Genomic DNA, 13,452 nt, shown 5'->3' with positions numbered 1-13,452 from the left:
CCTCACACCAGACGCATTGGAATGCCATTGGCAATCATGTGCTCTTTCGCTTCCTGCACCGTATATTCACCGAAGTGAAAAATCGAGGCGGCCAGCACGGCAGAGGCTCCGCCTATGGTCACGCCTTCGACGAGGTGATCCAGGTTGCCAACCCCGCCAGAGGCGATCACCGGGATATCCACGGCATCCGAAATGGCTTTGGTCAGGGGCAGGTTGAAGCCCGACTTAGTGCCATCACGATCCATACTGGTCAGCAGGATTTCACCCGCGCCTTTAGAGGCGACGAGTTTTGCAAACTCCACCGCATCAATCGGGTTACCTTCGCCATCAAGCGCCTCTTTGCGGCCACCGTGGGTGAAGATACCCCATTTGTTTGGCTCGCCTTCGTCGTCATGGCCAACGGTTTTGGCATCAATCGCGCAGACAATACATTGGCTGCCAAACTGATCTGCCGATTCAGCGATCACGTTAGGGCGGGCCACTGCGGCAGAGTTAAAGCTTACTTTGTCCGCACCCGACAGCAAAAGTGCGCGCACGTCGTCCTTCGTACGCACGCCGCCACCAACTGTCAGAGGAACAAAGCATTGCTCCGCTGTGCGACGTACCATGTCAAACATGGTGCCACGGTTTTCATGGGTGGCATGGATGTCGAGAAAACAGATCTCGTCAGCACCGGCCGCATCATAGGCACGAGCCGCTTCGACAGGGTCGCCCGCGTCGCGCAGGCCAACAAAGTTCACACCTTTGACCACACGGCCATCAGCAACGTCCAGACAAGGGATCAGGCGGGTTTTCAACATCTTGGCACCTCTTGGCGGTCTCATACTTGGTTTTCCCCGCTGCGCCAAGGCGAGGATCGCGCGTCACGGCCAAAGCCTGCCGTTTTTTTGCGGTCGACTATTTGTGATTGGCCAATTGTCACGTGCCTATCGTGAATGACTGCGTAGGTACCCATTGGGAGAGAGACATTATGAAACGTCTACTTATTGCCGGAGCCATCGCCATGTCGTCCAGTCTACCCGCCGCTGCAGAGCTGATCTCAGTTATCAGCAACAAATCCGTATCGGAAACAATCGATGCCCTTGAAGCCGCCGTTGAAAATGCAGGGACCACGGTCTTTGCTCGTGTTGACCACGCCGGAGGCGCAAAGAAAATCGGAGAAGAATTGGCCGATGCCGAATTGCTGGTTTTCGGGAACCCGAAAATCGGTACTCCAGCCATGCAGGCAAATATCCAAGCGGGTCTCTATTTGCCATTGAAAGTCTTGGCCTATGAGGCCGAGGATGGGACGGTGTATTTGACCTATGAAGACCCCACTACAAGATTAGTGAGTCTGGGCATCGATCGAGAAGCGCCCTTCATTGCCATAATGAAAGGTGCGTTAGGCAAGCTGACCGCCGCAGCCGCTGAATAATCCAAGAGGTTTTCCGCGCTCTGAAGTGCGGAAAGCCGACCATCAAGATGCGGATGGGACAGGTGGCCGATTGCCAGCAAGAGCAGCCCTTGCCACACCGTTTCGGGCAATCAAGATGTGAAACGGCATGATAAGTGCCAGATAAAGACGCCCACCAATGTTGTGAGGATGCACCCAGGTCGCGAGAGAAAGCTGGCCGTTTTCACAGATTACCGACACTCTGAAATCGAGATGCTTGTCGTCAAAACCCGCAATGATCTCATGGTCTGTTTCACTTTCAACAGGGAAGGGGCCGAGTTTGTCCTCGGCGTCGGGGCCGTCCTGATCTAATCCAAAAGGTGCCGTGACAATCCCACGGAGTTTCACCAGCCATTTTCCCCAGATTGGAAAGTCGACAATGACGCCTGCTGCTTGGCGTGGAGAGATCTGAGCATCGGTTGCGAAGCAGTCGATGAAGTCTCCGTCTTGAATGCGGTCATGCAATGCGCTGCTTTCAGGGAGTGGAATTTTTCTGACCTTCTGGACCATGCGCGAATCCTTTCAAATGTCCTCCACTACACCTTGGGGGGAGTAGCAAAATCTTCAAGCAACCGGGCGCGTTTGTCGCATGCAAAATGCCCCAAAATGGTCACATTCCCCCGCTTGCCAGAAATTAAGAACGGGTTAAGAAATCCCATATTTTGTGGGAGGTTTTATTATGTTTCGTTCGAGAATTTTATGGTGTGCCACGGGTATTGTGATCGCGGCACAAGCGGCATCTGCGACCAGCGCTGTCACATCAGAATGTCGTCTTTTGGAGCTGGCTTATAAGGTCACGAAAGCTCAACAAGACACGGCCTTTTCTGACATCCTTGTGGATTGTCCGGGCTATGAGAGTTGGACTTTTGAAATGACAACGCGGGACAACAGTCTTGCGTTCCGAGAAGCCCTGAATGCGCAGAAGCCCTATAAGGTGGAAAAGGGCACTGAGACCGCAAAAATTTTGTTCCAACGTATGATCACAAGAGGTGTCCCTGTCGAAATTGCGCAGGCGCTTGTGGAAACCCGCGCTTTTGACAACGCGGTTGCTGAACTTGAGAAGTAAATGGCTGAAAGAAAATATGGGCGCCTGAGGCGCCCAATCTTTTAGGATTTCAGAACAGTGAGCGCCTCGGCCAGATCAATCGCCCCATCATAAAGCGCGCGGCCTGAAATTGCGCCGTTCAGCTTTGCTCCGCAGGATTTCAAAGCCCGCAAATCTTCCAGTGAGGACACCCCACCAGAGGCGATCACAGGAATCGAAACCGCATTCGCCAGATCAGCTGTTGCCTGCACATTCGGGCCCTTCATCGCGCCATCGCGCATGATGTCGGTGTAGATGATTGCAGCGACGCCTGCGTCTTCAAATGACTTGGCGAGATCGGTGACCATCACATCGGTCTCTTCCGCCCAGCCTTTGGTTGCGACCTTGCCATTCCGCGCGTCGATGCCAACGGCGACTTTACCGGGGAATTCCTTCGCTGCTTCGCGCACCAGATCAGGATTCTCCACCGCAACGGTGCCGAGGATCACACGTGCAAGACCTTTGTCGATCCAACGTTCGATTGTTGCCATATCGCGAATGCCACCACCCAATTGAGCTGGCACTTTGGTCTGCTTCAGAATTTCTTCAACCGGAGCGGCATTCACAGGCTCGCCAGCAAAAGCGCCGTTCAGGTCAACCAAGTGAAGCCAATCACAGCCTGCTTTCACAAATTCCAACGCCTGCGCAGCCGGGTTGTCGTTAAAGACAGTGGTCTTATCCATATCCCCATGCAGCAGGCGCACGGCCTGGCCGTCTTTCAGGTCAATTGCAGGGTAGAGGATCATGGCAGTTTCCTTTGGTCTATCGTCGGTTTTTTCCCACTGGCTGCCCTTATGCATGACCTCGCGCAAATGGCAACCTGACCCCAAGTCATTCTTGATCGAAGCCGGTGGCCTGCGTCAGGCTGCTTCGCAAAAAGGGAGTGAACTTATGAAAACTGCTTTGCTTGCAGGGGCTCTGAGCCTGACAGCTTCAATTGCGCTCGCTGACGCAGCAGCGGGGACCTGGAAAACCGAAGCCGGAGACACGGGCGGCTATCTACATGTAAAGATGGCACCCTGCGGAGACGCGCTTTGTGGCTCTATCGACAAGGCCTTCGATGCGGAAGGCAGCGTGAGCTCTGACTATGAGCACACTGGTAAACGCATGATCTGGGATATGAAATCCCAAGGGGATGGCAGCTATGGCGGCGGTAAGATCTGGGCGCCAGACAAGGACAAAACTTATAAGTCCAAGATGTCTCTGAGTGGGAATAAGCTGACCGTTAAAGGCTGTGTCGCAGGCGGTGCAATCTGCCGCGGCCAGACTTGGACACGCGTGAACTAAGGGCTCAGCCAAACATGCCCAATTGCACGGGGATAACAGCATATCCCCCTTTGAGCTTGGCCGCTTTCAGGCGTTCAAGCTCTTTTTCTGCAGCGGGGGCTTCGGCCAGATAGTCACGTTTTTCTTGCGCCGCACCGCCAATCACACCCCATTCGCGCACCAGACACCACTCGCCAAAAAGCGTCTGGTTGAGACGTAGCGCGTAGTACCGCTTTTGCCTGCGGTTATGATTGAATTTCTCAAGTCGGACGTGCACAGGGAACGAACGGCAGCTCAGGGCTTCCAGCGCAGGAAGTTGCTAATCATGCGCAGACCGACATGCTGGCTTTTTTCCGGGTGGAATTGCATGCCAACCATTGTGTCACGTCCAATGATGGCTGTGATGTCACCCGCATAATCCACGTGGGCGATGCGCTCAGCAGGGTTGGTGACCTGAAAATGGTAGCTGTGTACAAAATACACGTGCTGTCCGCTTTCAACACCGTCAAGCAGGGCGTGAGGCTGGTCGATCACCAGATCATTCCACCCCATATGCGGCACTTTCAGGCGGGGGTCACTCGGCTGGATCTTAACGACCTCGCCGCTGACCCAATCCAGACCATTTGTATCTTCGTATTCACGGCCAGTGGTCGCCATCAATTGCATGCCGACGCAAATGCCAAGGAAAGGGCGGCCATTTTGTTCGACCGCTTCTACCATGGCGTCATAGATGCCTTTGTGGCCACGCAATTCAGCGGCGCAGGCTGGGAAAGCACCATCACCGGGTAGCACCAGCCGGTCTGCCTTGGCCACAACATCGGCATCGGAAGTGACAACAACCTCACCGGCATCGACTTCTTCGGCCATCCGCTGAAAAGCCTTTTCTGCGGAATGCAAGTTGCCGCTTTCATAGTCGATGATCGCTGTCAGCATGGTCAGTCCTTTCGCTTGATGCTCAAGTGAAACGAATTGGTGCCGGGGTCAAGAGAGAAGGGCTATGAGCTAAGGTTTCCAACACGATCAAGCAGGGTAACCACCTGGTCAAAAGGGCCATCTTGGATCGGTGGGGGCGGGCACCCAAATTCTCCCGCCAGATACAGCATGGTGAACCCATGAATCAGAGACCAAACCTGAATTTCCACTACCTGAGGATCTTGCCCCTCAGGAATAAACGGTGCGCAGACGCCTCGCAGAATGTTGTAGGCATAGCCGCCTTCACGATTGTCTGGCACAAGGGCCGCAAGCCCGGTGCCAAAGATCACATTCAACAGGCCGGGGTGTTCCAACCCGAAAGCTAAATAACCACGACAGATCGAACGCAGACGTTCCTTTGGGTTATCTATTCCTTCCAGCCCGTCCTCTAAGTATCTTGAAAAGATAAGAAAACCTTCCTGAGCAATCGCTATCTTGAGCCCCAATAGCCCATCAAAATGATGCGCGGGAGCCGCATGCGAAACGCCAGCGCGCGCCGCACATTTGCGTAAGGTCAGCCCGTCAATGCCGCTTTCTTCAAGCAGCTCGATCCCGGCATGTACCAGCGCTTCTTTCAGATTTCCGTGATGGTGCTTTTTCTTGGTCGCCTCTGACATAGCCCATTACTAGCAAGAGACTTGACATCGTCAAGTTGTTTTGATTTTACACTGTCAAGATTAACTTTACATCGTCAAGTTTACTGGAGATCCTCATGTCTACCACCCGTTCTAAAATCGAGACCTCTTGGTCCCTGATGATTGTCTGGATCTTATCGGTGCTGGTTGCCATTGCTTCGCTGCGGTTTCTGATCGCGGAACTTTCGCTGGTTATGCCCCATATGGTCCATCACGCTATGTCCCGACCGGTCAGCCTCTATCTGCATATTGGCCTTGCTCCGATTGCCTTGCTTCTTTTGCCGGTCCAGTTCAGCCAGAGACTGCGCAGCTGCAGACCTGGTCTGCATCGCTGGGGTGGCCGTCTCTATGCAGTAATGGTTCTGCTTGCAGGCATCAGCGCTTTGCTCTTAGCGATCACATCCGAGGCGGGCCCCATAGCCGCCGCAGGCTTTGGGCTGCTGGCAATCCTATGGCTCGCAATCACGGCCCGTGCTGTGCAATTGGCCATGCAAAGGCGCATTGCAGAGCACCGTCGCTGGATGATCCGATCTGCGGCACTAACGCTGGCCGCAGTGACCCTGAGGATATATCTGCCAATCGGTATCCCTCTGTTGGGCTTCGAGCTGGCCTATGTGCTTGTGTCCTGGGCCTGTTGGGTGCCCAATCTGATCTTGGCAGAATGGATGCTGAGACGGCGTGTCGCCGCACAGCCTGCCTAACAAAAAGCCCGGCGCGAAGGCCGGGCTTTCTCAATTCTGGGATTGGCTTCCTTAAAGGGCGCCTTTGGTCGATGGAATATCGCCGGCCTTGCGCGGATCAGTTTCCACTGCGGTCCTCAATGCACGCGCAACTGCTTTGAAAGCGGCCTCAACAATGTGGTGGCTGTTGCCACCGTGCAGCTGATCAATGTGCAGGGTGATGCCGCCGTTGGTCGCGAAAGCGGTGAAGAACTCGCGCACCAACTCCGTATCGAATGTGCCGATCTTCTGGGTTGGAATGTCCAAGTTCCAGACCAGAAACGGTCGCGCGGAGAGATCCAGAGCAGCACGCACCTGCGCGTCATCCATCGGCAGGTGGCATTCGCCATAGCGGTTGATCCCGCGTTTATCACCGAGCGCTTGCACCAGAGCCTGACCCAGCGCGATGCCGGTGTCTTCGACCGTGTGGTGATCATCGATGTGATAGTCGCCCTTGGCGCGGATTTTGAAATCAATCAGGGAATGGCGCGACAGTTGGTCCAGCATGTGGTCAAAGAAGCCAACACCGGTCTGGTTGTCATAGCTTCCTGTGCCGTCGAGATTGATCTCAACGGTGATTTCAGTTTCCGCAGTCTTGCGGCTGACGCTGCCTGTGCGCATGGGCCATTCCTTCGTACTTTGCCGCGCTGTTATAGGCGGGCAGGGGGCAGAGGGGAAGAGATGTTAAAACGGAAACTCGTGTACGTGCCAAATGTGCAAAGCTGGCGGACGCTTTAAGATTCAAACCTGAGAATTTCTTCAAAATGTGTCATGTCTTCGAATGTGCAAAACGCTGGCGGATTAAGTGGAATAACTGGAACGGTAACCTGTAAATCTGAAAGAATGGACTGATATTCTTCCTGCCAAACCGGAACTATAGCCTGTGGTATCCATGCGAGCGGGTAGGCGAAAGTCATGTGGAACCTGTAGTTATCATGGTCCGGATGACGGTATCCAAATGGTCCGCATAGCGCGTCGCGCCAGGTGCGCATGATTTGTTCGTCAGCTGCAGTTGCGCCACAAAGTTGAAGCCCGGTAGGGGCGATGCTTTCAATCCGAACGTTAAAGCGAGATAGTGGCTGAAACTCTCGTAAACTTTCAAGCAACCAGCGTGTGACCTCTGTCATTGGCGCATCAAGCGGCAACCATTCCGGCCAGAAGTTCATTTCCCTTTGCGTTTCCAATGCGCCGTTAAAAAGCGTCATGTGCAGGCTGGCTGTCGGCGTGAATAAGAATCTGTCGGCTGAAGGCAAAGCGCGCATCCGATTGCAGGCATCAAGAATTGCCTCATGCTCCGGTGCGTCGGTATTTAGATGGCAGACGACGGTATTGCCGCCTTCAGGAAGGAACTTAGTATTGGTATATCGAACACCCAACCGAGGCGGCGGGGCATCGTTATCAACATCTGAAAAGCGAAGGATATTTGTCGTTGGTGTCATAGTAGATCTCCGTTGAACGGATATTACGAAGCACAGGTGACGGCTGTATTATAGCTTTTGAAAATTCTGATATTTTTCAGCAATGACATTTTGGAGCGGGCGAGGCGATTCGAACGCCCGACCCTAACCTTGGCAAGGTTATGCTCTACCCCTGAGCTACGCCCGCGCTTCAAAATGTCTGGAACCGATGGAGCGGGCGAGGCGATTCGAACGCCCGACCCTAACCTTGGCAAGGTTATGCTCTACCCCTGAGCTACGCCCGCAAACCGTCAGTTCTATGTCACTCTCTGGAGCGGGCGAGGCGATTCGAACGCCCGACCCTAACCTTGGCAAGGTTATGCTCTACCCCTGAGCTACGCCCGCACCGTTGAGTGAGGCGTGAAATATAAACTCTACGGCGTAGCCGCAAGAGGAAAAGTGACGCCTTGGCAAAAAAATATCTCAAGCTGCGACGGAAACTTAGAACCCCGGCGTATTACCCGTCATGAAGATAGCAAACACAACATATTCCACATTTTTCCGGCGGATGGCGGTGATCTTTGGGGTCACAATGACGCCAGTTATGGTGCCCGCGCACGACGGACATCACGTGACGCGCATCGTCTCTGATGTGGAGGCCATCGCCGTCGCGGGCAGCCGTATGACGCTGACACTCGCCGTATCCAACTATTCAGAGGCGGAAGTCGTGCTTCAGGCAATCTCTGTCCCGAATGCGGAAAGCACATCGATTGCTCCGGTGCTCATTGCCCCCGGTGCGCAGCAGGATGTTGACGTCACGCTATTCTTCGAAACTCCCATTCCCGGCATTTTCACTGCTGTCCTTGATTTTGGATCGGACGGGCAGGGACCGGTTTTGGTGATGAATTGAATTTCGAGCAGGAGGTAAGTCCATGACAGGTAATGGTAATATTCGCATCACAGCCTTGGTGGTGGCCCTTGGATTGGGCTTTGTCGCCAGCGCAGACGCACAGGGCAGGCCACAGATGCGCAACCACACGGCCACTGAGGCCAAGCCGCTGCAGCTGATCTCGGCCAGTCAGTCTCTCAGCTCCAATCGGGTGAGTATTACCACTTCGGGCAACACCCGAACCATTCGTGCCAACGGGGTGCCAGATCACGCGGTTGGGCGTTTCCCTAATCGAGGCAACCCTAACCGGATCAAAGCGCAGAGCTACACTTTCAAAGTATCTACTAATCCGACGGTTGGTTTAGCCACAGGCATGCGCCGCGGAGGATTGTTCGGTGTGGCCGTCAACGGTGTTCCCTTCGATCCCGGTGCGGCTGAATTCTGGATGGGAAACCCGCGCTCCGGTTGGCAATACGAGGCGCTTGGCGGCGCTGTGCGGCTTGGGCTTGATGAAAACTATGGCCACGTACAGCCGACAGGGGCCTACCACTATCATGGCCTTCCCGTGGGTCTGATGCAGGAACTTGGCTGGTCAAGCAAAGCAGAATCCCCGCTGATCGGCTATGCGGCAGATGGCTTTCCGATCTATGCAATCACCGCTCAGGTGGATGGCACCGTTAAGAAGATGCAAAGCTCATACCGGCTGAAGTCAGGAAACCGCCCAGGTGGGTCCGCACCCTCAGGGGATTACGACGGAACCTTCGTTCAAGACTACGCTTATGTGGCTGGTTCCGGGGATTTAGACCAATGCAATGGCGGCTATGTCAAAACCCAGGACTACCCAAATGGCACATATGCTTATTTCCTTACCGAAAGCTTCCCGGTGGTGCCTCGATGCCTTGTGGGAACCGCGGATCGCAGCTTTAGCAAAGGTCGGCGCTAAAGCAACGCAAGAGCGAGCAGCACAATCGCAGTTCCGATGATTTGAGAAAGCGTCAGCGCCATTCCCAACGTGCGCTGGCGGAAATTCATCGGGTGCGGCTGCAATCCAATTGCATGTAATACACGCCCGGCGACCAAGCAAAGTCCAGAAGCATGTGCCACCCAACTCGGAACGCCCTGCAGTTCAAGCAACAGCAACAGGATCACACCGATGGGTGCATATTCAGCACAATTTGCATGGGTGCGCATGCGCTGGCGCATTTCCGGGTCACCGCTATCTCCCAAGGAAATGCGATTGTCTCGCCGATACAAAATCACCCGCGCGGCCAACCAGACGTAAAGCAGCGCAAGCAAGCTCGCATAAATCGCAGTAATTGAACCCATGTTTTCCTCCTGCCTGCAAAGCACTTAGGCCGCGGGTGGGTAAGATCAATGGATGAAAAGAAAAAGCCCCGCGCAGAGGCGGGGCTTTTTCCTTCGTAAGCGGTTGCGCTTAGTCTTCCAACTCGACCAGAAGGTCTTTGGCGTCGATCTGGCCACCCGGCGTGACATGCACGGCTTTCACAACCGCGTCGCGCTCGGCGTGGATGCCTGTTTCCATCTTCATCGCTTCGATCGTCAGGAGAAGATCGCCTTCAGCCACCTTCTGACCCGTGCTGACGCCGATGGACGCAACAACACCTGGCATTGGCGCACCGATGTGGTTTGCGTTGCCCAGCTCTGCCTTCGGACGGGCCGCAGTGGAAGACTTCACCAGACGGTTTGGCACGCGGATGACACGTGGTTGGCCATTTAGTTCAAAGAACACCTTCACTTCACCATCTTCGCCGGTCTCACCGATGGCCTGCAGGCGAATTTCCAGTGTTTTCCCCGGATCGATTTCTGCAGAGATTTCTTCGCCCGGTTCCATGCCATAGAAGAAAGTCTTGGTCGGCAAAGCGCGGACCGGGCCGTAAAGGCGATGGCGACCCATGTAATCCAAGAAGACCTTTGGGTACATGAGGTAGCCGTTCAGATCTTCATTATCGACATCAAACCCTTCAAGCTGCTTGGACAGGTCCGCCCGCGTTGCGTCCAGATCCACTGGCTCCAGGTGCTTACCCGGACGCTCGGTGTTTGGCTTTTCGCCCTTTAGTGCCTTCTCAATGATATGAGATGGGAAGCCACCCGCTGGCTGACCAAGGTTGCCGCGCATCATGTCAACAACGGAGTCCGGGAAGGCCACATCTTTGTTCGGGTCTTCCACTTCTTCACGGGTCAGGCCCTGGCTCACCATCATCAGGGCCATGTCGCCCACCACTTTGGAAGACGGTGTCACCTTCACGATGTCACCAAACATCTGGTTCACATCCGCATAGGTCTGCGCAACCTCATGCCAGCGTTCTTCCAGCCCCAAGGAACGCGCCTGCGCTTTCAGGTTAGTGAACTGGCCACCTGGCATTTCGTGCAGGTACACCTCGGAGGCTGGCGCAGTTGTGCCGCTTTCAAACGCTGTGTACTGCGCGCGCACGCCTTCCCAGTAGTCGCTAATCTCACGGACAGAGGCGATGTCGATGCCGGTGTCACGATCGGTGTTGCGCAGGGCTTCGACGATAGAGCCCAGGCACGGCTGCGATGTGCTGCCAGAGAAGGCGTCCATTGCCGCATCAACCGCGTCCACACCCGCATCAGCGGCGGCGAGAACGGTCGCGCCGGAGATGCCAGATGTGTCGTGTGTGTGGAAGTGGATCGGCAGGCCGACCTCTTCTTTCAGAGCACGGATCAAGAGTTTCGCTGAAGCAGGTTTCAGAAGGCCTGCCATATCTTTCAGACCCAGAACATGAGCACCGGCCGCTTCCAGTTCTTTCGCCATATCAACGTAGTATTTCACGTCATACTTGGCGCGGTTCGGGTCCAGAATATCGCCGGTATAGCAAACGGTGCCTTCACAGACCTTGCCCGCCTCTTGGACTGCATCCATCGCAACACGCATGTTTTCAACCCAGTTCAGGCTGTCAAACACGCGGAAGACATCGATGCCTTTCGCCGCTTCTGCCACAAAGGACTGAACAACGTTGTCAGGGTAGTTTGTATAGCCCACGCCGTTGGATGCACGCAGCAGCATCTGGGTCATAAGGTTTGGCATTGCCGCACGCAGGTCGCGTAGACGCTGCCACGGGCATTCTTGAAGGAAGCGATAGGCCACATCAAAGGTTGCGCCGCCCCAGCATTCCATCGAGAAGAGCTGCGGCATGTTCGCGGCATAGGTTGGCGCCACGCGCAGCATATCAATGGAGCGCATACGCGTTGCCAGTAGGGACTGGTGTCCGTCCCGCATTGTGGTGTCAGTCAGAAGCAATTGCTTCTGCTGCTTCATCCAATCTGCGACCGCCTGAGGGCCTTTTTGTTCCAGAAGATTACGCGTGCCGTAGGCTGGATCAGCCTTCTTTTCTGGCGCAACTGGAAGTTTCAAATCCTCTGCAGGCGCAGCGCGCCCCTGTGTCTCCGGGTGACCATTGACGGAGATATCCGCAATATATGTTAGTACCTTGGTGCCGCGGTCACGACGCTTTTTGAAGCTGAAGAGGTCAGCTGTCTCGTCAATGAACTTTGTAGTGTATTCATTGGAGAGGAAAGTTGGGTGCTTCAGCAAGTTTTCCACAAAGGCGATGTTTGTCGAAACGCCGCGGATACGGAATTCGCGCAGCGCACGATCCATACGCGCAATCGCTTTCTCCGGGGTCGGCGCGTGAGCGGTCACCTTGGTCAGCAAAGAGTCATAGTAACGGGTAATCACCCCACCAGAATAAGCGGTGCCGCCGTCCAGACGGATGCCCATGCCGGTGGCTTCGCGGTAAGCGGTGATGCGGCCGTAGTCCGGGATGAAGTTGTTCTGTGGATCTTCAGTTGTGATCCGGGTTTGCAGAGCGTGACCGTTCAGACGGACATCTTTCTGGCTGCCTTTGCCGGTGGCTTCAGCAATCTTTTTGCCTTCCGCAATGAGAATTTGTGCCTGAACGATATCGATCCCAGTGACTTCTTCGGTCACCGTGTGTTCCACCTGAACGCGTGGGTTCACTTCGATAAAGTAGAACTTGCCGGTTTCCATATCCATCAGGAATTCAACCGTGCCCGCGCATTCGTAGTTCACGTGCTTACAGATCTTGTAGCCGAGATCACAGATTTCGGCGCGCTGTGCTTCAGACAGATATGGGGCAGGGGCGCGTTCAACCACTTTCTGGTTGCGGCGCTGAACGGAGCAGTCTCGTTCAAAAAGATGATACATGCCGCCATGTTTGTCGCCCAGGATCTGAACTTCCACGTGGCGGGCGCGGGTGATCATCTTTTCAAGATAACCCTCGCCATTGCCAAAGGCGGCTTCTGCTTCGCGACGGCCTTCCAGAACTTTTTCTTCGACTTCGTCTTCGCCCATGATTGGCCGCATGCCGCGACCGCCACCGCCCCAGGAGGCTTTGAGCATCAGCGGGTAGCCAATCTCTTTGGCCTCCGCCTTGATCGACTTCATGTCATCGCCCAGCACTTCGGTTGCCGGGATCACTGGTACGCCAGCGGCGATGGCCACTTTACGGGCAGAGGCCTTGTCGCCAAGCGCGCGCATGGTCTCAGCCTTTGGACCAATAAAGGTGATGCCGTTGGCTACGCAGGCGTCTACGAAGTCTGGGTTTTCAGACAGGAGACCGTAGCCTGGGTGGATCGCATCGGCACCGCTTTCGCGTGCCACGCGAATGATCTCATCGATAGACAGATAGGCCGCAACCGGTCCCATGCCTTCGCCGATGCGATAAGCTTCGTCTGCCTTAAATCTGTGTAGGCTCAGTTTGTCCTCTTCGGCAAAGACAGCGACGGTTTGCTTGCCCATTTCGTTTGCTGCACGCATGACGCGAATTGCAATTTCACCGCGGTTCGCAACCAAAATTTTCTTGAAATCTGCCATAAGAACGGAGCCTTTCTTGGGTCGACATAGTGTTCGCAGTCCTTGGCTAGATCGAGCAGAAGCCTTGAATCAATACCAAGAAGTGCTGAGTTGCAGGGATTTGGTAAAAAATTCGTACCATTTGCTACCCAAAAAACGTCGATTACACTCAGATAATCGTAAAATCGGGTCAAAATCTATGT

The 13,452-nt window shown here is 54.7% G+C and carries 16 protein-coding genes and 3 tRNA genes; 6 read left to right on the top strand and 13 right to left on the bottom strand.

The window, feature by feature from the left end; genetic code table 11:
• Positions 1–2: 2 nt before the first annotated feature.
• Positions 3–800, bottom strand: a complete 798-nt coding sequence (gene hisF / locus M0D42_RS08830; protein WP_265021127.1) for an imidazole glycerol phosphate synthase subunit HisF — start codon at positions 798–800, stop codon at positions 3–5.
• 170 nt (positions 801–970) lie between these two features.
• On the opposite strand from hisF, the gene M0D42_RS08825 reads away from it, so the two are divergent.
• Positions 971–1,414 carry a DUF302 domain-containing protein gene (locus tag M0D42_RS08825; RefSeq protein WP_265018248.1) on the top strand — a complete coding sequence of 148 codons (444 nt, stop codon included), beginning with the start codon at positions 971–973 and terminating at the stop codon, positions 1,412–1,414.
• 42 nt (positions 1,415–1,456) lie between these two features.
• Here M0D42_RS08825 and M0D42_RS08820 read toward each other — a convergent pair whose 3' ends face one another.
• Positions 1,457–1,942 carry a DUF2867 domain-containing protein gene (locus M0D42_RS08820; protein WP_265018247.1) on the bottom strand — a complete coding sequence of 162 codons (486 nt, stop codon included), beginning with the start codon at positions 1,940–1,942 and terminating at the stop codon, positions 1,457–1,459.
• A 169-nt stretch (positions 1,943–2,111) separates the two neighbouring features.
• Here M0D42_RS08820 and M0D42_RS08815 point away from each other — a divergent pair, with 169 nt between their 5' ends.
• Positions 2,112–2,498 carry a hypothetical protein gene (locus M0D42_RS08815; protein WP_265018246.1) on the top strand — a complete coding sequence of 129 codons (387 nt, stop codon included), beginning with the start codon at positions 2,112–2,114 and terminating at the stop codon, positions 2,496–2,498.
• A 41-nt stretch (positions 2,499–2,539) separates the two neighbouring features.
• Here M0D42_RS08815 and hisA read toward each other — a convergent pair whose 3' ends face one another.
• The gene (gene hisA / locus M0D42_RS08810) at positions 2,540–3,262 is read right to left on the bottom strand and encodes a 1-(5-phosphoribosyl)-5-[(5-phosphoribosylamino)methylideneamino]imidazole-4-carboxamide isomerase (protein WP_265018245.1); all 723 of its coding nucleotides are present in this window, start codon (positions 3,260–3,262) and stop codon (positions 2,540–2,542) included.
• Between the two features lie 145 nt (positions 3,263–3,407).
• Here hisA and M0D42_RS08805 point away from each other — a divergent pair, with 145 nt between their 5' ends.
• Positions 3,408–3,803: a DUF2147 domain-containing protein gene (locus M0D42_RS08805; RefSeq protein WP_265018244.1), complete on the top strand. Its 396-nt coding sequence runs from the start codon at positions 3,408–3,410 to the stop codon at positions 3,801–3,803.
• Between the two features lie 4 nt (positions 3,804–3,807).
• On the opposite strand, the gene M0D42_RS08800 is transcribed toward M0D42_RS08805, so the two are convergent.
• The 3 genes from M0D42_RS08800 to M0D42_RS08790 form a co-directional block, all read right to left on the bottom strand.
• Positions 3,808–4,059: a WGR domain-containing protein gene (locus M0D42_RS08800; RefSeq protein WP_265018243.1), complete on the bottom strand. Its 252-nt coding sequence runs from the start codon at positions 4,057–4,059 to the stop codon at positions 3,808–3,810.
• Between the two features lie 17 nt (positions 4,060–4,076).
• On the bottom strand, positions 4,077–4,715 hold the full coding sequence (hisH, locus tag M0D42_RS08795; RefSeq protein WP_265018242.1) for an imidazole glycerol phosphate synthase subunit HisH: 639 nt from the start codon (positions 4,713–4,715) through the stop codon (positions 4,077–4,079).
• A gap of 62 nt (positions 4,716–4,777) precedes the next feature.
• Positions 4,778–5,371 carry a TetR/AcrR family transcriptional regulator gene (locus tag M0D42_RS08790; RefSeq protein WP_265018241.1) on the bottom strand — a complete coding sequence of 198 codons (594 nt, stop codon included), beginning with the start codon at positions 5,369–5,371 and terminating at the stop codon, positions 4,778–4,780.
• Positions 5,372–5,466: 95 nt separating this feature from the next.
• Here M0D42_RS08790 and M0D42_RS08785 point away from each other — a divergent pair, with 95 nt between their 5' ends.
• Positions 5,467–6,090, top strand: coding sequence for a DUF2306 domain-containing protein (locus M0D42_RS08785; RefSeq protein WP_265018240.1), 624 nt, complete (start codon positions 5,467–5,469; stop codon positions 6,088–6,090).
• Positions 6,091–6,141: 51 nt separating this feature from the next.
• Here M0D42_RS08785 and hisB read toward each other — a convergent pair whose 3' ends face one another.
• The 5 genes from hisB to M0D42_RS08760 form a co-directional block, all read right to left on the bottom strand.
• On the bottom strand, positions 6,142–6,729 hold the full coding sequence (gene hisB / locus M0D42_RS08780; protein WP_265018239.1) for an imidazoleglycerol-phosphate dehydratase HisB: 588 nt from the start codon (positions 6,727–6,729) through the stop codon (positions 6,142–6,144).
• Between the two features lie 113 nt (positions 6,730–6,842).
• A complete protein-coding gene (locus tag M0D42_RS08775) occupies positions 6,843–7,547 on the bottom strand; it encodes a DUF1868 domain-containing protein (RefSeq protein WP_265018238.1) in 705 nt (234 codons plus the stop codon).
• Positions 7,548–7,638: 91 nt separating this feature from the next.
• Positions 7,639–7,713 (bottom strand) — tRNA-Gly (locus M0D42_RS08770).
• Positions 7,714–7,735: 22 nt separating this feature from the next.
• A tRNA-Gly gene (locus tag M0D42_RS08765) sits at positions 7,736–7,810 on the bottom strand.
• Positions 7,811–7,835: 25 nt separating this feature from the next.
• Positions 7,836–7,910, bottom strand: a tRNA-Gly gene (locus tag M0D42_RS08760).
• Positions 7,911–8,097: 187 nt separating this feature from the next.
• Between M0D42_RS08760 and M0D42_RS08755 the strand changes: the two genes are divergently transcribed.
• Positions 8,098–8,415 (top strand): hypothetical protein, encoded by a 318-nt coding sequence (locus tag M0D42_RS08755; RefSeq protein ID WP_265018237.1) that lies wholly within the window; start codon positions 8,098–8,100, stop codon positions 8,413–8,415.
• A 22-nt stretch (positions 8,416–8,437) separates the two neighbouring features.
• Complete coding sequence (locus M0D42_RS08750; RefSeq protein WP_265018236.1) at positions 8,438–9,337, top strand: YHYH protein; 900 nt, start codon at positions 8,438–8,440, stop codon at positions 9,335–9,337.
• Here M0D42_RS08750 and M0D42_RS08745 read toward each other — a convergent pair.
• The gene (locus tag M0D42_RS08745; RefSeq protein ID WP_265018235.1) at positions 9,334–9,720 is read right to left on the bottom strand and encodes an MAPEG family protein; all 387 of its coding nucleotides are present in this window, start codon (positions 9,718–9,720) and stop codon (positions 9,334–9,336) included. The two genes, M0D42_RS08750 and M0D42_RS08745, sit on opposite strands and share 4 nt — an antisense overlap.
• 109 nt (positions 9,721–9,829) lie before the next feature.
• Positions 9,830–13,270: a pyruvate carboxylase gene (locus tag M0D42_RS08740; protein ID WP_265018234.1), complete on the bottom strand. Its 3,441-nt coding sequence runs from the start codon at positions 13,268–13,270 to the stop codon at positions 9,830–9,832.
• Positions 13,271–13,452: the final 182 nt, after the last annotated feature.

The organism is Cognatishimia activa, assembly GCF_026016445.1.
Taxonomy (GTDB): Bacteria; Pseudomonadota; Alphaproteobacteria; order Rhodobacterales; family Rhodobacteraceae; genus Cognatishimia; species Cognatishimia activa_B.
This window is presented reverse-complemented; position numbering and strand designations above follow the sequence as displayed.